General features: G+C 62.8%; 20 protein-coding genes and 1 pseudogene. 15 read left to right on the top strand and 6 right to left on the bottom strand.

Features of this window, described 5'->3' with window-relative positions; translation table 11 throughout:
• Window positions 1-46 precede the first annotated feature (46 nt).
• Window positions 47-646: a 6-phospho-3-hexuloisomerase gene (gene hxlB / locus ACQCS0_RS01580; RefSeq protein WP_354156480.1), complete on the bottom strand. Its 600-nt coding sequence runs from the start codon at window positions 644-646 to the stop codon at window positions 47-49.
• A 354-nt stretch (window positions 647-1000) separates the two neighbouring features.
• On the opposite strand from hxlB, the gene ACQCS0_RS01575 reads away from it, so the two are divergent.
• The 11 genes from ACQCS0_RS01575 to ACQCS0_RS01525 all read left to right on the top strand — a co-directional run bounded on the left by ACQCS0_RS01575 (window position 1001) and on the right by ACQCS0_RS01525 (window position 11484).
• Window positions 1001-1690: an FCD domain-containing protein gene (locus ACQCS0_RS01575; RefSeq protein ID WP_354156479.1), complete on the top strand. Its 690-nt coding sequence runs from the start codon at window positions 1001-1003 to the stop codon at window positions 1688-1690.
• On the top strand, window positions 1687-2394 hold the full coding sequence (locus ACQCS0_RS01570) for a cache domain-containing protein (protein ID WP_354156478.1): 708 nt from the start codon (window positions 1687-1689) through the stop codon (window positions 2392-2394). Before ACQCS0_RS01575 ends, ACQCS0_RS01570 begins: the two co-directional genes overlap by 4 nt.
• A gap of 485 nt (window positions 2395-2879) precedes the next feature.
• Window positions 2880-4364, top strand: a complete 1485-nt coding sequence (locus ACQCS0_RS01565) for an APC family permease (protein WP_354156477.1) — start codon at window positions 2880-2882, stop codon at window positions 4362-4364.
• Window positions 4365-4789: 425 nt separating this feature from the next.
• Entirely contained in the window at window positions 4790-5170 is a 381-nt protein-coding gene (locus ACQCS0_RS01560) for a cupin domain-containing protein (protein WP_185262135.1), read from the top strand.
• A 9-nt stretch (window positions 5171-5179) separates the two neighbouring features.
• Complete coding sequence (locus ACQCS0_RS01555; protein WP_354156476.1) at window positions 5180-5662, top strand: dimethylamine monooxygenase subunit DmmA family protein; 483 nt, start codon at window positions 5180-5182, stop codon at window positions 5660-5662.
• Window positions 5659-6645: a PDR/VanB family oxidoreductase gene (locus tag ACQCS0_RS01550; protein ID WP_354156475.1), complete on the top strand. Its 987-nt coding sequence runs from the start codon at window positions 5659-5661 to the stop codon at window positions 6643-6645. Before ACQCS0_RS01555 ends, ACQCS0_RS01550 begins: the two co-directional genes overlap by 4 nt.
• Window positions 6642-7643: a DUF3445 domain-containing protein gene (locus ACQCS0_RS01545; RefSeq protein ID WP_354156474.1), complete on the top strand. Its 1002-nt coding sequence runs from the start codon at window positions 6642-6644 to the stop codon at window positions 7641-7643. The genes ACQCS0_RS01550 and ACQCS0_RS01545 overlap by 4 nt, the downstream gene beginning before the upstream one ends.
• Window positions 7644-7926: 283 nt before the next feature.
• Window positions 7927-9873, top strand: a complete 1947-nt coding sequence (locus ACQCS0_RS01540; protein WP_426939030.1) for a primary-amine oxidase — start codon at window positions 7927-7929, stop codon at window positions 9871-9873.
• A 152-nt stretch (window positions 9874-10025) separates the two neighbouring features.
• On the top strand, window positions 10026-10658 hold the full coding sequence (locus ACQCS0_RS01535; RefSeq protein ID WP_354155967.1) for a DUF5134 domain-containing protein: 633 nt from the start codon (window positions 10026-10028) through the stop codon (window positions 10656-10658).
• 125 nt (window positions 10659-10783) lie between these two features.
• Window positions 10784-11107 (top strand): SMR family transporter, encoded by a 324-nt coding sequence (locus ACQCS0_RS01530; RefSeq protein ID WP_354155966.1) that lies wholly within the window; start codon window positions 10784-10786, stop codon window positions 11105-11107.
• Window positions 11107-11484, top strand: a complete 378-nt coding sequence (locus ACQCS0_RS01525) for a multidrug efflux SMR transporter (RefSeq protein WP_354155965.1) — start codon at window positions 11107-11109, stop codon at window positions 11482-11484. Before ACQCS0_RS01530 ends, ACQCS0_RS01525 begins: the two co-directional genes overlap by 1 nt.
• Before the next feature lie 12 nt (window positions 11485-11496).
• Here the strand turns inward: ACQCS0_RS01525 and ACQCS0_RS01520 are convergent, their stop codons facing one another.
• Together ACQCS0_RS01520 and mptB are read right to left on the bottom strand one after the other, a co-directional pair.
• On the bottom strand, window positions 11497-12084 hold the full coding sequence (locus tag ACQCS0_RS01520; RefSeq protein WP_354155964.1) for a TetR family transcriptional regulator: 588 nt from the start codon (window positions 12082-12084) through the stop codon (window positions 11497-11499).
• A gap of 189 nt (window positions 12085-12273) precedes the next feature.
• Window positions 12274-13893, bottom strand: a complete 1620-nt coding sequence (mptB, locus tag ACQCS0_RS01515) for a polyprenol phosphomannose-dependent alpha 1,6 mannosyltransferase MptB (protein WP_354155963.1) — start codon at window positions 13891-13893, stop codon at window positions 12274-12276.
• 454 nt (window positions 13894-14347) lie between these two features.
• Between mptB and ACQCS0_RS01510 the strand changes: the two genes are divergently transcribed.
• Window positions 14348-14596 carry a hypothetical protein gene (locus ACQCS0_RS01510; protein ID WP_354155962.1) on the top strand — a complete coding sequence of 83 codons (249 nt, stop codon included), beginning with the start codon at window positions 14348-14350 and terminating at the stop codon, window positions 14594-14596.
• Between the two features lie 99 nt (window positions 14597-14695).
• Here the strand turns inward: ACQCS0_RS01510 and ACQCS0_RS01505 are convergent, their stop codons facing one another.
• Both ACQCS0_RS01505 and ACQCS0_RS01500 read right to left on the bottom strand, forming a co-directional pair.
• Complete coding sequence (locus ACQCS0_RS01505; protein WP_354155961.1) at window positions 14696-15349, bottom strand: response regulator transcription factor; 654 nt, start codon at window positions 15347-15349, stop codon at window positions 14696-14698.
• Window positions 15349-16668 carry a sensor histidine kinase gene (locus ACQCS0_RS01500; protein WP_354155960.1) on the bottom strand — a complete coding sequence of 440 codons (1320 nt, stop codon included), beginning with the start codon at window positions 16666-16668 and terminating at the stop codon, window positions 15349-15351. The genes ACQCS0_RS01505 and ACQCS0_RS01500 overlap by 1 nt, the downstream gene beginning before the upstream one ends.
• A gap of 165 nt (window positions 16669-16833) precedes the next feature.
• On the opposite strand from ACQCS0_RS01500, the gene ACQCS0_RS01495 reads away from it, so the two are divergent.
• From ACQCS0_RS01495 to ACQCS0_RS01485, 3 genes are read left to right on the top strand one after another with little or no spacing between them, the layout of a single operon-like run.
• Complete coding sequence (locus tag ACQCS0_RS01495; protein WP_354155959.1) at window positions 16834-17976, top strand: FtsX-like permease family protein; 1143 nt, start codon at window positions 16834-16836, stop codon at window positions 17974-17976.
• Window positions 17977-18007: 31 nt separating this feature from the next.
• Entirely contained in the window at window positions 18008-18787 is a 780-nt protein-coding gene (locus ACQCS0_RS01490) for an ABC transporter ATP-binding protein (RefSeq protein WP_354155958.1), read from the top strand.
• 9 nt (window positions 18788-18796) lie between these two features.
• On the top strand, window positions 18797-19501 hold the full coding sequence (locus tag ACQCS0_RS01485) for an alpha/beta hydrolase (RefSeq protein ID WP_354155957.1): 705 nt from the start codon (window positions 18797-18799) through the stop codon (window positions 19499-19501).
• Window positions 19502-19528: 27 nt separating this feature from the next.
• Here the strand turns inward: ACQCS0_RS01485 and ACQCS0_RS01480 are convergent.
• A pseudogene (locus tag ACQCS0_RS01480) lies at window positions 19529-20737 on the bottom strand (multidrug effflux MFS transporter); the annotation flags it as partial.
• Between the last annotated feature and the right edge of the window lie 57 nt (window positions 20738-20794).

The raw sequence follows: 20794 nt of genomic DNA, 5'->3' as shown, positions 1-20794 counted from the left end.
CTTTCTGTCGTGAACTACAGGTGGGTGTGGAAAATTGAGGGTTCGATTATTCGAGATTGGCGTGCCTGAGCCAAAGCTCTTCGGCCGGTACATCGGTGTTGTCCCACAGGGACTGGAACAGTGCTTCAGTGGCGAGGAACAGTACCTGCTCGAAGAGAGAGCCGGAGTACTGGCGCGAAACGCTGGAGCCGTGGTCGGTCTTCTGTGCGGCGGGAATGATCACCACCGAGTCAGCGAGCCCGGCGAGAGGTGAACTCGGGTTGGTGGTGAACGCGGCAATCCGCGCTCCGGCCTTCGCCGCTGTTTCCGCTGACTTGACTACTCCCGAGGTCGTTCCCGATCCCGAGGCCACCATGAGCAGGTCACCGGAGGCGATTGCGGGCGTGGTGGTGTCACCGGCGATGTGGACGTTCAGGCCAAGGTGCATCAGCCTCATGGCGGCCATCCGCAGGACCAGGCCGCTTCGGCCGGCTCCGGCGACGAATACCCGGCCAGGGTGGCTAAGGTGGCGGGCCACGTCGGCGATCTGCTGCTCGTCGATCTTGGCCGCTGTCTCCGCGATCTCGTCCTGTACAAGAGCGAGATTCCGGACAATGTCACCGGTGGTGCTGTATCCGGTGAGCGTTGCATTTGCTGTCGGAGTCACGATTTGTCCCTTCCATTCGGTCGTCGGCCGGGATCCGGTCGAACGATGCTTTGTGGTTGGTATCCATACTCCCGAAGCGAAAGGGCGGGGGTAACACTGTTTTTTGACGGTTCTGACTACACTTTAGGATTGGTGGTGCCGAGCCGCAGGCCAGGGAGTGCCGAAAAGCCGCAGTTTTGAAGGATTCATTGCATAGACTCTGGAGAACAAGTTAAGTCCACTCACGTACTCGGGACTGCTTGTCACTGATCGACCCGTACCCATTTTCCGGAGCGCAGACTTTTGGCCTCGCCGTCATCAATCCAGTCCCAGATTTATCGGTCCCTGCCCGAAATCGAGAGGGCCGATGCGATTGTGGACAGAATTACCAAAGCCATCGGCCTTGGGCTGCTTAAAGTGGGCGAACGCTTGCCACCCGAAGCGGCCCTCTCGGAAATGTTTGGGGTTGGCGGCGCCACTCTTCGCGAAGCTTTGGGGGATCTGCGCGAGCGGGGGATCGTCGAGACCCGCAGGGGCCGAAGTGGGGGAACCTTCGTGCTCAACCAGCCTCGTACGCAGAAGGACGTCATTCGGGATTGGTTCCTCTCGACGTCAATTTCGGAAATACGTGACATCGGTGACGAACATTCCGCTATTGCAGCCACCACCGTCCGTCTGGCCTGTGAGCGCGCAGAAGCACACGACTTCGAGCGCCTTCAGGAACTTGCGCGGGCATTAATTCTGGCCGACACCCCCGAAGTGCGTGCACCGGCTGACAGCCGCTTCCACATCGAGCTGGCAATAGCCGCGCAATCGCCGAGGCTCGCCAACGCGGAAATACGGCTTCAGGAAGAAACAGTCCAGCAGCTTTGGACTCCCCTCACGGTGGCATTTGACCCCGAGCAGGCAACCGCAGAACACTTGGAATTGGTCCGGGCAGTAGCCCAAGACCAGCCGGAGAAGGCCCAAAACCTTATCCTTGAGCACATCAGGCGGAACATTTTTCATCTGATAGACCAGAAACTGACCCTCGGCTATGCCCAATCAAACCAGGATGGTCAATGAAGCCCACCGTTGAAGTCGTACATGCTGCATCTGACCTTTCTTCCTGGATGAGCGGCGTCTGCACGGAGGTCAAGAAGCTCTCCAGCGACGTTTCTTCCCTCCTTGAACGAAATCTCGCCGGCAAGTCCAAAGCAGGCAAGGCGGTCCTCAAGGGATTGGATGAATATCCCCGGGATTTCCTGACGAAGAACAGTTACGCAGCCGGGGCCGGGACCTTCTTCGCCGTGGAAACCATCGAGGAGGGGGTGCCGGCTTTGGACTGGTGGGCCCGCAAGGAACACGGCACCATCGGCAGGCTCGACCTCGACATGACTCCAGGCAGCAGCCGATATTACGACTATGAGAAGCTGCCGTTCTTTTCCACCGCCGCTTCCACAGGTGAGCAGAGTGTATGGGGGCCATATGTGGATTTCCTCGGCTTCGAGGAATACATCCTGACATTTGCGGCCCCGCTTTCTGTTCACGGGCGTTTCACGGGCGTGGCCGCATGCGACATCCGGATCAGGGACCTGGAACCCCTCATCATGCCCACTCTGCGCGCCATTCCCGGAGATGCGGCCCTCGTCAATGCCAGCAACCGCGTCATTCTCGGCAACTCCGGTTTATACCTCGTTGGTGAGCGGATTAAATCCGGCGTTCCCGACCAGCATCGGATGGCCCTGGACGTCCCCCACCTTGGGCTTTCCCTGATTTTCGCTGTCTAGTGGCGAACTTTCCCAGGCACGGGTCAACGTCGGTTGCACCGAAGCTGGAAAAGTTCGGCGAATAAAAGCTATCGCAATAGAGCTTTTAGGATGTAACCTCTGGTGGTGATCTGTTTCACATGCCATACATCGGAGCAGTCACGAGTCTTTCGGCACCAGAGGAAGAATTTCCCGGGCTCGGACAACACCCTTGTCCACGTCACGAGAGCTCAACCCTGAAGGTGTTTTTGCGAGCGACCCCCCTGCCGCACCTGTCGGCCTAGCACGTTGGCGCTACCACTGCGCGCACCGGAGCCTGCCTCGTTGTACTTGCCAGTCCGCCGTCCGGACCTTCATGCAGTTGCAAGATCGTGCTGCCGGGTAGCGCCGTGTTACCCCATGCCGGGCTGGACAGATGTGTTCTTGCACCGCCACTGGAAGATTCAAGAAAAAGAGTTCCATAACGAAGAAGTCAGAGACGACTAGAGTAGTTTTAGGGAGATTTTATGAGTGAAAATCGTTTAGACGGCAGCGATGACCTGGAAAGGTCGATCGACTGGAAGCAGGGTTTGGCCATTGCCTTGGGTGTACCCTTGCTGATTCTGCCCTCACTGGGCTATCTGCCGATGTATGTGTCTGCCGCAGCAATTCTCATCTGGGGGATATCGGTCCTGCAGGGTTTCATGCAGAGCACCGCGTATGCCGAGATGGCCACCACTTTTCCCAAGGCGTCCGGCCTGCCGGGGTTCGCCCAGCATGTATTCCGGACGGAGAACTACAAGGGCAAGTACGACAAAGGCAAGCTGATCGGGGGCTTCAGTGCCTGGAGCTACTGGTTTGCCTGGAACCCTGTACTGGCAATTTTCTCAATCCTGGTCGGTGGTTATCTGCATGGGCTGTTTCCGGTGCTGGCTGAGACGTTTACCGAGTATCAGCTCGCTCTGATCTCGGGTCTGGTGATTTTCACCGGGTTGTTCGTCGTCAACTGGTTCGGCCTTAAGGATGGCGCCAAACTGGGTTACGTCCTGGCCGCATTCTCTCTAATTCCCCTAGTTGTCCTGACCGTAGCGCCTTTCGCTACCGGGAAAGTCGAGCTGTCAAACATCACCGGCAGCTGGATGCCGGCCGACTGGGCCTGGGACATGCACCACATCCTGATTCTCTTTGGCATCTTTGCGATCGCACAGTGGAGTGCCTGCGCCTGGGAAACGGCAGCCATCTACGGTCCCGAATACAAAAACCCGTCCAGGGATGTTCCCAAAGCGCTTTATGCGTGCGGCATCATCTGCTTCTTCTCGTTTGTTTTAGTGCAATCTGCAGTGATCGGCGTGCTCGGTGTTGAGGGCGTACTCGCCGAACCCCTATCGCCCCTGATTCCAGTGGCCCAGGCCGTCTTTGGGCAAGCCGGCACTATGGTCACCATCATCATGCTGATCGCCGCCATGGTCCTCATAATCCAGACGGCGTACCTGGGTTCCTCCCGCGCTATGCACTCTATGTCGAGCGAAGGCAACCTCCCCAGGGTTTTCGGCAAGACAAACCGCCAAGGGACTCCCTTTGTTGCCATGCTGGTCATCGGGGCTTTCAACTTGGTGCTGATTTCCATGGGAACCCCGGCGGCAATACTTGCGGCGTCCGCAATTGGTTACACCTGCGCCAACGGCATCAGCCTGTTCGCCTATGTGAGGGCTAAGAATCACCCGGCCTTCGCAAATTTGGAACGGCCGTTCAGAGCACCCAAGGGCTGGAAAAAGGTCGCCCTGCTTTTTGGCCTGTTCAATCTCCCTTTGTGCTTGGCCGGCGTGGTCTACCTGAACAGCCTGGAGGTCGGCTGGACCTCGACCTGGGTTGGTTTCCTCGTACTATCCCTCTACATACCCATCTGGTTCTATACCCAGCGTGAATCCCGCCGGTTGAAAGACAAATCAGCCACTGCTCCCTCGTCAGACGAGGACGCCGGCGATCTTCAAAGGGTTCCAAATCCCAGCTGACGGAACCGGCCAGGGCTTCCATCGGAAGAGTCCTGCGCACGTTTCCTGATCATGTCCACCGGGGTTGACGCATGACGGGGTAGTAGAGGCGTCGTGGTCCCCCTGGCCCACCCGGCCGGACAGTGGTAGGTGCTTGTTTCACGGTGGATGCCGGGCCTTACGAGGGCCCGGCATCCACCGTTTGCGCTTTGCGGCGGTTCCTTGCCTGTCAATAGCGGCCCATAAAAAGAAAAACTAAATCCCAGGGCGTAATTTCTTAAAAAAGACTGGACTAGATGAATTATGTCCCGTAGCTTTGCAGATGGGACAAGGAGCGTGACTCGCATCACACCAGATGGGCTCGGAGTAGAGCTCAGTTGGTTATCCCTGAGGACGACCTCTCCCCGAACCCCCACTTTCACACACCACTAGTCAAAGGAGACACCATGGAAACCACCCTCGTAGGAACACTGACCAAGGCCGGATCGATCCACAAGGTAGAGAACGGCTTTATCGGCCTCCCGTCCATGGATGAGCCGGGGACGGTCGCCGCGATCGGCGATTCCCTCCACAACCCCGAGGGGTCGGTCATGTGCGCCGGATTCTTTGAGCTGAAGGCCTCTGAGCCGCTGGTGTACACGTACACCTACGACGAAATGAAGGTCGTCATCAAGGGTGAATTCATCCTCACGGACCAGACCACGGGCGAAGTGACGCACGCGAAGGAGCGCGACGTGCTGTTCTTCCCCAAGGGCACCACCGTCAAGTTCGAAACCCCGGAGTACGGCTTGGGGTTCTTCGCCGGCGACCGCACCTTCGCACCCTAAGGACCGACCATGCGTTCCGCGTCCATGCCGCCAGCAGCTGGCAACGGCCTGGAACCTGGTTTCCGCGGTGTCATCTGTGTATCTTTCGGATCCTCAGATGACACCGCACTTCCAGACACCAATGGCCAGCCCCGGTACGATCTCCATTTCGAATCGGCAACCGCCGAGAGCCTCTCGGAACTCAAGTCTGTGTTCAGCGGTTCCCGTGTAGGCGTCCGTCTGATACTCGCAGGCCCTCCGACGGATATCCGTGCAGCCGCAGCAGCCGCCGCAGACTGCGGACTTCTGGGCGAGGAGGTAACCCTCCTGCCCCAGGAAACCGGACCCCGGTTTGTTTATTGCCCGCATTGCCTTACCACCACCGTTGATGAGGCGGCCGGCACCGAGGTGAAGTGTCAAGGATGCGCCACCACCTTGACCATCGCTGATCATTTTTCCCGACGAAGAGGCGCATACCTGGGCTACTCAGCCCACGCCGAGGAGGCAGCATGACCGCCATAGCGCTCCAGCCCCGCGTCCACCCGGCGGTGGAAGGAGGCCTCCAGCTGGAGGTCACAAACGTCAGCCGCCAGACGGAATCGATTGTCAGCATCACGATGGCTGCCCCGGAAGGTGGAAGGTTGCCCTCCTATGTCCCGGGGAGCCACCTTGTGGTCCAATGGGGAAACGGCGTCAATGCATACTCACTGACAGGCTCAGGCAACGCGCCGTCCGAATACAGCATCTCTGTCCTGAGGGTCGGCGAAGGAGCCGGCGGCTCCTTAGCCATGCACCGGCTTTGCGTCGGTGATCGTGTTTATGTTGCGCGCCCCCGGAGTGCTTTTGCTCCCGCATCAACAGCGACGCATCATCTGCTTGTTGCTGCAGGAATCGGGATCACGCCGGTTCTTTCACATGCCAGGGCCGCGGTGGAACGGGGCTCCACAGCAACCATGATCTACGTGCACCGGCCAGACGCCGGCGCCCACGTAGCGGAAGCGCGGGAACTGCTCGGGCCCGGATTGACCGCTTTGGTCGAGTGCACTGACCGGGGCAGTTTCCAAAACGTTCTGGCGGAAGCGCTCATAACACAGCCCGTCGGAACCCACCTGTACGTGTGCGGTCCGGTTGTCTTCATGGATGCGGTCCTGGAAGAGGCCCGAGGCCATGGCTGGTCATCCGCCCGGCTCCATTCAGAAGCCTTTGGCGCAGCTGAACTGGACGCGGGCGAACCCTTTACGGTGCATCTGGCACGCAGCGGCGTTCGCTTGGAAGTTCCAGCCGGCGTTTCGCTGCTGGAGACCCTTGAAACAGCAGGGCAAAGCATCCCCAATATGTGCCGCAAAGGCATCTGCGGCGAATGCGTCCTGCCGGTGCTTCGCGGCGCACCCCAGCACCGGGATCTTTACCTATCCGAGCAGGAAAAGGCCGCGAACACCACAATGATGTGCTGCGTTTCGCGTAGCAACGACCCAGAATTGGAGTTGGACCTTTGAGTAGCACGATCATCGAAACCGATCCTGACGCCGCCCTCCTCCCGGAACGGATCAGGCGCTTTCCCTTTCCTTTTGCCTCTGACACCTACCGGTACAGCGCAAACGTCGAACCAGCCACCAAGACAGCGCCGACAGAGGCGGGCGCCTGGGGCGCCCATCTCGTGGACATCGACGAACACTATCTGGATGAACTGGCCGAGCGCGCCAAGGTGCTGACCCGCGACCCTTCCCGCGTGAATGTCCTCCCCCACATGCGAACGGCGGTGTGGGACGCCCTCACCACCCTGCTGTCCTCCATGGCCGAAGACTACCCGGATACGATGTCTTTCCACCGGGAAGGGAACATCTGCCGTTGGCGTAACGGTCTGCAGGACCTCGAGGTGGAATTCACCGTCGGAGACGACAGCTCGTTGCCGGAGGGGCCACTGCGGTTCCTCGGCACACAGATCCAGGACGACATCATTCTTCTTGATATCCGCGAAGACACGTTGTGGCTTGATGCCGGCCTGGTGACCTTCGCCGCCGACTGGTCATTCGGTTTCGACGTCGGCATGAACTTTCTTGAAATCCACCATCCCGTCCCGCGGGTGAAGGAAGAACGCATCACCAGCCGGGCCGAGCAGTTCCTGTTGCGCCTGCAGCCCGGGGAACAATTTCGGCGGACCAACTGGACCATGACCATAGGCCGGCGTATGGATACCTCCACGGAAACGTACCCTGAATGGGGCCCCGACCGCACCACCATAGCCGACGATCCTGCCATGCCGGAGAAGCTACACCTGCGGGTGGAAGTGCAGCATTTGATCCGTCTCCCGCACTCCGGTGCCCTGCTGTTCCTGGTCCGGACCCATCTCCTGCCGCTCACCGACATTGCCCGGGTACCTGCGTGGCGGGAAAAGATGGGCCATGTGCTGGCCGAACTACCGGACGACATGGCCGAATACAAGGGCATCATCCGCTACCGCAAAGCTGCATCTGACTGGCTGCTCGCCCGCTAAACCCCGGCATCGCGCCATAAACAGGCAATAAAAGAATATGCATAAAAAAAGCTAGACTAAATGATTTATTTCACGTAGCTTGGCTGCAAGAGGAACACGTGACCGGCATCACGTCAGTGGAGTTCGGAGTTGAGCTCCGCCGGCAAGGCCCGGCATCCTCCAGGCGGCTTTCAAGCATATGAGTGGACTGCCAAGTATTCGCAAAACGCCACCCATGTCACGGGGCAACTCGCCTATCAGTCCTTAGGGATCTCATCCTCAAGAAAGAACCAAGGAGAAAACCATGACTCTCACCACTGAAATCCACACCGAGGTAGGGGTAGCACACCCTCTCGATCCGCTCTCCCGCGAGGAGATTTCCCGGGCCGCGGCGATCCTGAAGGATGGCCAGGCCGCGGCCGAATCGTTCCGCTTCATCAGTATTGAGCTGCGCGAGCCGGAGAAGGAACTGCTCCGGTCCGGCGCGGCAACGGTCCGCGAGGCCGACGCGGTCCTCGTCGACCGGGCCGAGGCACGCTCCTACGAAGCGATCGTGGATCTGGACTCGGGCATCGTCTCCAAATGGACGCAGCTGGCCGCGCACATCCACCCCCCGTTCATGCTCGACGAATTCGCCGAAGGTGAAGAGAGCTGCCGCAAGGACCCCGAGGTCCAGGCCGCCCTGGCCAAGCGCGGCATCACCGACATGTCCCTGGTCTGCTTCGAGCCCTGGTCCGTGGGCTACTTCGGCGAAGACGATCAGGGCCGGCGCCTGATGCGCGCCCTGGTCTTCGTCCGCGAGGAGGCAGATGACAGCCCGTACGCGCACCCGATCGAGAACTTCGTCGTCATCGTGGACCTGAACTCCGGCGAGGTCGTCAAGGTCGAAGACGACCAGGCGATCCCGGTCCCGTCCGCGAGCGGCAACTACCTGCCCAAGTACGTCGGGGAGGCCCGCACCGACCTCAAGCCCATCTCCATCACCCAGCCCGAAGGCGCGTCCTTCACCGTCACCGGCAACCACGTCCAGTGGGCCGACTGGTCCTTCCGCGTCGGGTTCACCCCCCGCGAAGGCCTGGTCCTGCACCAGCTGAAGTTCCGCAACAAGGGTGTCGAACGCCCCGTGATCAACAGGGCCTCACTCTCGGAAATGGTCGTCCCCTACGGCGACACCGCCCCCGTCCAGGCCAAAAAGAACGCCTTCGACTCAGGCGAATACAACATCGGGAACATGGCCAACTCCCTGACCCTGGGCTGTGACTGCCTGGGCGAGATCAAGTACTTCGACGGCATCACCGCCGACAGCCACGGCAACCCGCTGACCATCGAGAACGCCATCTGCATGCACGAGGAAGACGACTCGATCCTCTGGAAGCACTTCGACTTCCGCGAAGGCACCACCGAAACCCGCCGCAGCCGCAAACTCGTGATCTCCTTCATCGCCACCGTCGCGAACTACGAGTACGCCTTCTACTGGCACCTCTTCCTCGACGGCAGCATCGAGTTCCTCGTCAAGGCCACCGGCATCCTCTCCACCGCCGGCCAGAAGCCCGGCGAGAAGAGCCCCTACGGCCAGACCCTGAACAACGACGGACTCTACGCCCCGATCCACCAGCACATGTTCAACGTCCGCATGGACTTCGAAATCGACGGACCCACAAACGCCGTCTACGAAGTGGACATGGAAATCCCCGAACACAACCCCACCCACACCGCGTTCAAAGCCGTGGACCGGCTCCTCGAAACCGAACAGGCAGCCATCCGCAAGACCGACTCCTCCAAACACCGCTTCTGGAAGATCGCCAACCGCGACAGCCGCAACATCGTGGACGAACCCGTCGCCTACCGCCTCATCCCCACCGACGGCATCCAGCTCGCCGCCGGCGATGAGTCCTACGTCAGCAAACGAGCCCAGTTCGCCCGGAACAACCTCTGGGTCACCGCCTACGACCGGACCGAACGCTTCGCCGCCGGCGAATTCCCCAACCAGGCCACCGGCGCCGACGACGGCCTGCACATCTGGACCCAAGCAGACCGGAACATCGTGGACCAGGACCTCGTAGTCTGGTACACCTTCGGCATGCACCACGTCGTCCGCCTCGAAGACTGGCCCATCATGCCCCGCCAAAACATCGGCTTCATGCTCGAACCCCACGGCTTCTTCGACCAAAACCCCACCCTCAACCTCCCCACCAACGAAAACCGAACCGAAACAACAAACACCGCAACATGCTGCACCACCGACAAATAAGCCCGGCCCAGCTTCAGGGAAGCCAAGAAGCAGACATCTGAGCTAAAGCTGGAAAAACGAACAACCTCAAACAGGCGGTCCCCGGTGCTGTAACCAAAGCACCGGGGACCGCCTGCACCTAACCCAAACCCTGTAGCGAGAGTGTGATCCGCGTGTTCAATATCCCCGCAATTACCTGGACCCTCACAGCCGTCCTGCTGCTCAGTGGAAGCTACCACCTCCTGCAGGCCACCAAGCCCGACCAACTCACCGAACGTATCAACAACAGCCTCCACGCCCTCATGAACCTCCTGATGGCCGCCATGCTCTGGAACCTCGCACCTTCCACGATGCTCGCCCAGATCGCCGTCCTCACCGGCGCAGCGCTCTGGTTCATTATCCAGGCCGTCGCCCGGCCCGAATTCAAAATACTCTGCACAGGCAGCCTGAGCCGCCTGAAATGCGTTTACCACAGCGTCAGCATGGCCGGCGCCGCCCTCATGATCACCATGATGACGAGCCACATCACCCCCGGCGCCGCAGAAGCCATGCCACTGCCCAACGCCCACCACTCAATTCCCCAGCTACCCCGCGCCACTGCCACCCTCGATCACCTACCCAGCCTCGCCGCCCCGCTGACAATCATCTTCGCAACCGCGGCGCTGATCTTCATCGCCCTCCTTCTGCGCACCCGGAAACCGGCAACCACGGATCCCAACAAGACCGCCCACTCTCCCCGAAAAAAACACAGCCTCGAAGCCCTCGGCGCCGCCATCATGGCCCTCATGTTCGCCACCATGGCGTAGGTGCTGATCCCCGGTGAACACTGCGGGAGGCCCCGGCACCAACCCACGGGGAGATTGATCTTGAGACTGACTTCCGGCCCGGCCACCCGCCGTCGGTTCCTGCAAGCGAGGCCAAAGGATCTGTTATGTCGTGGTTGATTCTCATTCTTTCCGGGTCGATGGAGGCCGTCTGGGCCGCAGCCCTGCACCGGACCTTCCAGGCCTCCGGCCGGCGCCGGCTCGCCCCCGCCCTCCTCTTCCTGGTCTCCGTCCTCGCCAGCATGGCCGGCCTCGCCCTCGCCATGCAGTCCATCCCCACCGGCACCGCCTACGCGGTATGGGTAGGCGTGGGCGTGGTGCTGACCTCCGCCTACGCGATCCTCACCAAGGCTGAACCCCCGACGACGGCCCGCCTCCTGCTGCTCACCGGCATCGCCGCGTGCGTGGTTGGCCTCAAGGTGGTGGCGTAATGACCAAGCGTTCCGCCGCCTGGCTGATGCTCCTCGCCTCCGCCGTACTGGAAGCCGTCTGGGCCACCGCCCTGGGCAATTCCGATGGATTCACCCACCTGCTGCCCACCTTGGTCTTCGCCGTCACGGCCACCCTCAGCATGATCGGCCTCGGCCTGGCCATCCGCAGCATCCCGCTCGGCACCGCTTACGCCGTTTGGGTGGGAATCGGGGCGGCCCTGACGGTGGGCTGGGCGATGGCCACCGGCGTCGAACCCTTCAGTGTCCTGAAAGTGCTCTTCATCGCCGGGATTGTGGGCTGCGCGGCCGGGCTGAAATCCCTGCCTGCGGTCGCCACGTCCCCTGCCGACCGTTCCGACACCAAGGTGCCCGCCTGAGGCCTCGCCGGTTCAGACGCCGGCTTTGAGGAGAAGTGCGTCAATCATCATAAAGAAGTGGGCGCGATGATCGGCGGCCTTCGGGTCGGTCATGTATTGAATGGCCGCTCCGTCGTAAATCATCAAAAAGATCCTGACCAGCGTAGCGAATTCCATGAGGCACTGTTCGCCGGTGTTTTGGGCGGCGGAAGCGAACATATTTCCGAGCTCCACTTCATAAGCGGGATAAATCCTCCCGGCCAGCGGGCTTACGGCGGCATTGCGTGTTGCCCACAAAATGAGTTCAATCTCCGAAAGTATGCTTTCGGGCTCTTCCTCAAGGGCGCGCCAGTAGCCTTCGGCTACTTGTTCCACAGCCTTGCGAAGGCCTAAATGGACCGGGACGTCGCTTGAGAAGCGGCTCAAGTTCTTAAACCAAGCCTCGGCGGCCGCCTCCATCAGCTCTTCTTTGTTGCTGAAGCAATAATGTGCTGTAGCCAGCGGAGCGTTAGCCTCCTTGGCAATGGCCCGGATGGTCACGGACTGAACGCCCTCACGACGCATAAGTTCAACTGTCGCTGAAATCAGCTGTTCTTTTCGATCTTCAGCGGATACCCGCATAGCTCACTCTCCAGTCTCCCGATTTCGGCCCGTCAGGGACACTTCCTCAAGACTATTGCCTGCGCGTTCGAAAAAAGGCCCAGGCCCTTCGTCAAGAACGGTTGACTTGAACATTCGTGCTGTAACAGACAAGCTTCTACCTTCTTGCGTGCCGACATAGAGCAAGGGATGCAACCAGCAGGGCGCGCCTCAGCGGGCCCTGCGCCTCTGCTCCTGCACCCAGCCCCATCCACGCCGGGCCCAGTCCGAGGGTTTGCCCTCGATCAGCAGCTTTCGCGTGTGGATGTCCAGGACCAGGAGGTAGAACGTGAACAGCAGCGCCGTCACGAACGCCAAAGACGACGCGTCAACGGCCAGCTCTACAAAGGACCAGACCGAGAGCTGGTCTTGCGCGCCGAACACCACAAAGAACGTCACGCCCACGTAGAGGCACCGGATCTGCCAGTCGTTCCGGATGCCGGTGGCAGCCAGGAACGGCACAAACCAGAGAATGTACCAGGGCTGGATGATGGGCGAAAGCATCACGACGGCAGCGAACGCCAGGGCCAGCCGGCGCACCGCCCGCGAGTAATCGCCACGGAACATCAGCAGCAGCACCAGGCCTATAGCCGCCCACTTCATGCCCGTCCGCAAAAGGTCCGCGATGGTGCCGCCCGGCAGTCCCAGCACATTGCCGAGGAACTCGACCTGCTGCCCCAGGAACCCCGACGGCGAATACCCGGTGTACCCAGGAGTCGGGTCCATAATGGCCCACACCCAGCCCAACCCGAGGTTGTAGGGAATCCCACTGACGGCCAGCACGGCGAAACTAATTCCCGCCGTCGCGCCCCAAATGAGGAACTTCCGCGTCCATGAGGCGGCGGGCCCAGCCCACATCACCCCGATGAACGGGAGCAGCAGCACGGTGATCGGTTTGATCCCGATGGAGGCGGTGACCAGCAGGATGCCGGCCAAGTAGCGCTTCGTCGCGGCGAAATAGACACCGGCGACGGCGAGGCCCACCATCAGCGCATCGTTGTGGGCGCTGGCCACGAAGCTGATGAGGAACAGTGGGTTGGCCACCGCGATCCAGAGCGCCCGCGCGCCGTTAATACCGTGCAGTGCTGCCAGCTTCGGCACGTAGATGACGCAGAGCAGAACCCCGAAGCCGGCGATCAGGCGGAAAAGCAGCACGGACACGTCGGGCTGGGCCCCTGTCAGCTGCACAACACCGCGGGCGAGCCACAGGAAGTAGGGCCCGTAGGGGGTCCTGTTCTCTGCCCAGGCCGGGTCCGCGCCAAGGGCGAACCAGTTGTTGAGTGTGGAGATGCCCACGGTGTAGGGATTTTGCCCCTCCATGACCAGGCGGCCCTGGCCGGTGTAGGCGTAGACATCACGGGAGAAAATGGGGACGGCCAGCAGGAGCGGCAGGGACCAGGCGGAGATGGCTATGACCACCGACCGCAGCGAGTGTTCGCCCCAGTCACCCAGCCGCTGGCCCAGCCTGAGCCAGGACCGCATCAGGAGCATGGCCCCCACGGTCAGGAGCACGGTGGACAGCGTCACGCCCCAGCCCTCGGTCCGCAGGGCGATGACCACCGGCTGGCGGATCATGGGTGAGCCGTTGGCGATCCAGCCCGTTCCTATCGAACCAACAAACATCATGAGGGCGCCGAGGAACCCCTGCCCGGTGGCGACGTACACCCGGGGCTTCGTGGGGGGAACTACGGCGGTCGCAGCCGACTTCGGGAACTCCGCGCCGGCGGCTGTCTTTTTCGACGGACCGGGGAACTTCTTCGTAGTGCTGATGTGCGAACCGCCTGCCGTCATCTCGTGTGTGGTCCCCTACTTACGTTACGGCGCTGGCTGGACTAGCTATAGGCCGGTCTACAACCCAGCCATTTTAGCAGTTGGGCCGCGGCCTGCCCCAGCATGCTGGGGGCGGGCGGACCCCCTGTTACACAATGAGGCGTCACGCCGCCCTTTGCACGCCGCAGCGCCCGAAGCCTGCCGCTGTTCGGCGAGCGGCTGTAACGTTATCCGCGACCAATTGAATATACGGTCGCGTTGCTGTCAGCCAGCTAGAGGGAAATGATGCTTGGTCGCATTGGGTTCGGAAGGCACCGCGAACTTACTCCCGGTTAGGCTGGACCCACCACGTCCACAGAGCGTGACCTGGGAGCAGCGGGCAGGGTTGTAATGAGCTGGCAGAGCCAACATGCGACCGAAGGATGCCTATGAATCACCACCAAATGACCGCTCCCAGCGCCGCTGGAGCCACCCGATGATGGCTCCTAGCAGCCTCACATCCTCTCGCAGGAAGAAGAACCGGATCCGCCACCCGAGGTTTGTCGTCGGTGAGCAGGTCAGCTTCGCCGAAGGAACACTCACCGGCACCGGGGTTGTGGATGCCGCCACGGCGGACTTCTCCATCATCTGGGTCTGGACCGATGACGGTGGCGGCCGAAAAATGTTCCTTCAGGGCCACGGTGCGATCGTTAAGTCCGCAAAGGACTCCAGCACCCGCGGCTGATAAATGCTCGTGAGGAAGTTTTAATGACGCGGCCCCAGCTGATCGGATCACCTCAAAGTTCCCCTGACGACGGAGCAATGCACGCCGAATATGGAACCGTTACAGGCCCGGCGTGCGGATAATTCGCCGCTGCGTGGCCAGGGCGATGGCGGAAGTCCGGTTGTCCACGCCGAGCTTGCCGTAGATGTGCACGAGGTGTGTTTTGACCGTGGCTTCGGAGATGAAGAGCCGCCGGGCGATGGCGCGGTTGGTCAGGCCGGTGGCCAGCAGTTCAAGGAGCTGGACCTCACGGGTTGTGAGGGCGGTTTCCGGGCTGCTGATCCGAGACATCAACAGTGCCGCAACCTTGGGCGCCAGCGCCGTCTGGCCGGCCGCCGCTGACAACACCGCCTGGCGGATCTGTTCCGGCGGGGCGTCCTTGAGCATGTAGCCACTGGCGCCCGCCTCAACGGCAGCCAGGATGTCCGCCTCGGTGTCGTACGTGGTCAGGATCAGGACCGGTGGCGGGGATTCCAGTTTGCGGATCGCTGCCGTGGCGGTAACACCATCCATCCCGGCGCCCATCTGCAGATCCATCAGCACCACGTCCACGCGCTCCCCCAGCGTCCGCAGCCGTGCGAGTTCGCGCAGCGCAGCGTCCCCGTCGGCGGCCTCGGCAGCCACGCTGAAGTCCTCGAATTCGGTCAGCATGGCTCGCAGGCCCGCGCGGACCACAGGGTGGTCATCCACCAGCAGAATGCGGAGCTCCCCCATCAGTTTTCCCCTCCCGGGCCGGGCAACTGCTGTCCGGGTATCGCCCCGCCTGTGAGCGGCAGCCGGACGGCGATGACGGTCCCCTCGCCCGGTGCCGTCTCCACGTCCACCGAGCCGCTCAGCTCACCCACCCGGGCAGCGAGCGAACGCAGCCCGAACCCACTGCCGTCCGCCCGGCCGGACACGCCGGTACCGGGCGCCTCCGGCACAAAGCCCGTGCCGTCGTCGTACACGTCCAGTGTGACCTCGTCCCCGAGGAACGCGAGGGTGACGACGGCGGTGCTTGCCTTGGCATGAAGCCGGATGTTGGACAGGCTGGCCTGGGCGGCCCGGAGCAGGGTGACGCTGTACTGCGGCGGCAGCTCAGCGGGGTTGCCCACGAGCTCGAAGCGGCAGCGGAGTCCGTCACCGCGGGCGGCCGCCATAGTTTCGGTTTCGGCGCAGAGCCGCTGCAGGCTCTCCGGTAGCGACGACTCCTGGAGCTGCGGCGAGGTGAGGCCGCGGACAAAGCTGCGGGCCTCCGCGAGGTTTTTCGACGCCGTCTGCTGCACCAGCGCGAACCGCTCGGCGGCGGCGGCAAGATCGCCGCCGGCCAGGGACTTCTCCGCCGCCCTCGCCACCAGGACGATGCTGGACAGGCCCTGCGCGAGGGTGTCGTGGATTTCGCGGGCCAGGCGCTCACGTTCAGCTGCGACACCGGCGTCGTGCTGGGTTTTGGCCAACTCGGCCCGGGTGCGCCGGAGTTCGTCCGCGGCCAGCCGCTGCGCCTCGCTCTCCTCGTAGAGAGCGCGGTATGCGAGCCCGGTGACCACGGCGAAAACGGCACCCAGCCCCGGTCCCAGGACCATGGGGAGGGTGGGTGACGGCAGTCCGCTGGCCACCCACTGCGAGGCAACAACGGCGGCCGTCATCGCGGCTATGGTGAGCAGCGCAATCCGTCGCGGGAGGACGTGCAGGTGGAGGAAGAAAAGCGGAAAGGCGACCCAGGAAAACTCGGCGCTGCCCGCGAGGAGGACGCCCCACAGCACCGTGACAAGGCCCAGCCAAGGGGCGGCGTAGGGGTGCGGGTTGAAGCTGGAACGGCCGGCGGCGAAGCGCTTTTCCAAGATGGTGCCGGCGAGATACGCGGCCGCCAAGGCAAGTGCGAGTAGGGACCAGGCAAGGCGCTGGCCGGCTGCCGCGCCCACCGCGCCAGCCGCCAAATGGAGCCGCAGGATGGCAACCAGCAGCAGCACGGCAAAACTGAGATGAAGCGTCACCCGCAGGAACCGCAGGATGGCAGCCCCCGACGTGGTGGTCTGTGGGTCCGCGGCAGGCATTTCATCAGCTTATGCGCCGGCGGGGGCCTACGGATCAACCAAAAGGTTGACCGCTCCGTCAGCCCTTTGTCCCGCCCGGCTCAACCAAGTCCCCGATGTGGGTTGGGCCGATGCGCCGGAGAGTGGAATCAGAAGGAAATCCACCCCACTTGAAGGAAGTACAACGTGTTTCTCGCTATTCGCGATATCCGGTTCGCCAAGGGCAGGTTTGCCCTGATGGGCGGCGTGGTGGCCTTGGTGACACTGCTGTTGGTGCTGCTGTCCGGGCTCACCGCCGGGCTGGGCGACCAGTCCACGTCCGCCATCGGGAAGCTGGGTGCAGGGTCTGGTCCTGGCTCCGGCGCTGAGGCCAAGCCGGTGGACAGCATCGTTTTTGGCGCCCCGGGCGCCAACCAGCCCACGGCGTCCTTCACCGAGAGCGAGGTGACGGCAGCGCAGGTGGACAGCTGGAGGGGCACCGCCGGGGTGGCCCGGGCCGAGGCCCTGGGTATCAGCCAGTCCCGCCTCCAGGGCGGCGACGGCGGCACCACCAACGTGGCGGTGTTCGGCGTTGCCGAGGACGGGCAGTTGGCGCCGTCGCCGGTCAAGGCAGGATCGGTAGTGATCGGCGCGACCGTCGCCGCAGATCTCTCGCTCGACGTCGGAGACACGGCCACGGTGGGTGGCACTGAATTGACCATCACCGCCGTCGTGGATGACCAGTGGTATTCGCACACCGGCGTGGTGTGGACAGCGCTACCCACCTGGGCCGAGGTGGCGCATCTGGCTCCGGTTGCCGGCAGCGCGCCGGGGAGCACTCCGGTGGCGACCGTCGTGGCGGTCACCTACCAAGACGGCGCCGAGGTGGACCAGGAGTCGGCCAATGCGATGGCGCAGACTGTCAGCACCACCCGCACAGGATCGTTCCAGGCGCTGGGCTCCTTCAAGAGCGAAAACGGGTCGCTGATGCTGATGCAGGCATTCCTCTATGGGATTTCGGCGCTGGTGATCGTGGCGTTCCTGACGGTCTGGACGGTTCAGCGCACCCGCGATATCGCGGTCCTCAAGGCCATGGGCGCGTCCGGAGGTTACGTGCTCCGCGACGCCATGACCCAGGCCGCCATTGTGCTGCTGGCCGGTGCTGGCCTGGGCGGGGCGGTCGGAATTCTTGGCGGGTTCGCCGCAGCCCAGGCGGCGCCGTTCCTGGTTACGCCAGCCACCACGCTGCTGCCCGTGCTGGGAATTGTGGCCTTGGGCATGGCAGGCGCCGCGCTGGCAGTCCGCAAGGTGACCACCGTCGATCCGCTGATCGCTCTCGGCGGCAACTAACTCCTTTTTCACCCTCCGAAAGGTACTTCCCATGTCTGTCACACCTGCACTCCTGGCCACGCCAACTGCCGGCTCCCTCCTGGCCCGCCCGCCGCTGGCCCTCACCAACGTCACCCTCGAATACCCGGACGGCGGCGGAACCGTCAAGGCCCTGGACAGCGTCAGCCTCCAGGTCGCGGCAGGCCGGATGGTTTCGCTGGTGGGCCCGTCCGGCTCGGGCAAGTCCAGCCTCCTGGCCGTGGCGGCAACCTTGGTCCGCCCCACCAGTGGGGACGTGGTCATTGACGGGACCAACACGGCGGGACTGAAGGACAAGGAACTGACCGCGCTGCGCCGGGAGAAGGTGGGCATCATCTTCCAGCAGCCCAACCTCCTGGCCTCCCTGACCGGCGTCGAGCAGTTGATGATCGGCCACCACCTGCGCGGCAAGTCCCTGAAGGCCGCGCGTTCGCGCGCTCTTGAGCTGCTGGACCTTGTGGGCTTGGCGGAGTCCGCGGACAAGCGCCCGCATCAGCTCTCGGGCGGGCAGCGGCAGCGGGTGAACATTGCCCGGGCCCTGATGGGCAGTCCAAAAGTACTGCTGGTGGACGAGCCGACGGCCGCGCTGGACCACGCGCGCAGCGCCTCCATCGTCGGGCTGCTTCGCCGGGTCACGGACGAGTTCAAAGTGGCCACCGTGATGGTCACACACGACACGGAATTCGTGCCGCTGACCGACGCCGTCGCCGCAATGCGCGACGGCGGTTTGTCTGTGCCGGCTGTACCCGGCGCCTTGCTTAATGCCTTACCGAGTGCCGGGGGCGCGGAGTAGGGTTCCGTCATGGACATCATCCTGGTCCCCGGTTTCTGGTTGGACGCCTCATCGTGGGAGGAGGTGACGCCTGCCTTGGAGGCGGCCGGGCACGCAACTCATCCGCTGACGCTGCCCGGTCTCGAATCTGTCGATACACCCCGGGCCGGCATCAGCCTCCAGGACCATATTGCCGCCGTCGTAAATTTCGTTGATGGCCTCGAGGGGCAAGTGGTCCTCGTGGGGCACTCCGGCGGGGGCGCGATCATCCACGCGGTGGCGGACGCGCGGCCAGACCGGGTGGCAAGGAACATCTACGTGGACAGCGGACCTCTGGGCGAGGGCGGCGCCATAAATGACGAGCTGCCCACTGACGGCGACGACGTGCCGCTGCCGCCGTGGGACGGATTCGAGGACGCCGACCTGGTGGACCTCACCGGCGAGCTCCGCGCGTCTTTCCGGGCCCGAGCCATTCCGCAGCCCAAGGGTGTGGCCTACGGCCGGCAGCGCCTGCATGACATCCGCCGTTACAACGTCCCCGCCACGGTGATCGCGTGCGAATTCCCGTCATCGCTCCTGACGGAATGGATCGACGCCAGCCACCCCTTCACCGAGGAATTGGCTCGCATCCGCGACGTCGAGTACGTGGACCTTCCCACCGGGCACTGGCCCCAGTTCACCAAACCCGTGGAGCTGGGGCAGGCGATCCTGGCGGCGGTGGAGCGGGCGGGGTGAGTTACCTCCGGCCGATAACACTTGGGCTGCGCCGCCCCTTTTGACCAGCCTGAGGCAAAGGACGGCCGCTGCCGCGGAAACGGCTGCAACTGTCCCGAACGGAACGGCGTCGGTGGCGCCGCCGATGCCCACCAAGGGAGCGGCGATCCCTCCGAAGGCGTACCGGGCCAGCCCCAGCAATGAGGAGGCCGTCCCGGCAATGTCGGGATAATCCTTAAGTGCCAGCGAGGTGGCCGGCGGGCTGGTCACAGCAACCCCGCTGACCATGGTGAAAACGGACAAAATAATTGCAATCAGCGGCAGGTGCAGGAGCGCCGTCGCCAGCAGCCCCAGGGCGCGAACCGCAGTCATGATCAGGCCCACGGTGAGTGTCCCACGTTCGGACCCCCGTTCGGCGAGCCGGCCGGCTATAAACCCGAAAACCATAAAGCCCAGTGAATTCAGGCCGAATGCAAACGAGTAACCCTGCGGGGAGAGCCCATACGTGCCCTGGAGTATGTATGTTGCCCCGCTCAAATAGGCGAAGACCGCCGAGTACGTGAACCCGGTGATCAGCACGGCGCCGACGAACACCGGGTCGGCAAGTAGCCGGCGGAAATCCTGGATGGTATGGGAGAGGCCTCCGGTCACCCGCCGTTTCGCGGGCAGGGTCTCCTTGAAGACCACCAATGACGCCACCAGGACCGCGACCCCGACGGCGGCGAGGAACAGGAACACTCCGCGCCAGTCGGTCACGGTGGCCAATTGCCCGCCAATGACCGGACCAATGATGGCGGCCAGTCCGCCGAGAACCGTGAGGCGGCCGTAGTAGCGGATCAGCTTGGCACCCGAGTAGACGTCCCGTCCGGCGGCTTGCGAAATGACAATGCCCACGGCTCCGGCCAGACCCTGAACGAACCTCGCGATGATGAGCGTCTCGACGGTCGGGCTCAGCGCACAGAGAATCGAGGTGACTGTGTAGGCAACGACGCCGATCAGCAGCGGCATCCGCCGACCCAGCCGGTCGGAGAGGGGCCCGGCCACCAATTGACCGATGGCGAGGCCCAACAGACACGCGGTGATGGTCAACTGGGCCACCGACGTCGTGCTTTGAAGCTCGGCGGTGAGCGCCGGGAGGACCGGCAGGTAGAGGTCCATGGAAATGGGACCGAAGATGGTCAGCAAACCAAGCACAATCGCGAGGGGGCGGCCGACTGCCTGCTCGCGTGCGGAAATCGGGGTTACGACGGCGGACACGCTGGCTCCGGTCTATGGGTAGGGGCAGGACTGGGGTTCACGTTCAATACAACCCGT

This window comes from Pseudarthrobacter sp. S6 (assembly GCF_050156575.1).
Taxonomy (GTDB): Bacteria; Actinomycetota; Actinomycetes; order Actinomycetales; family Micrococcaceae; genus Arthrobacter.
Note: the sequence above shows the minus strand (reverse complement) of the source record. Positions and strands in the feature narration are given on the sequence as shown.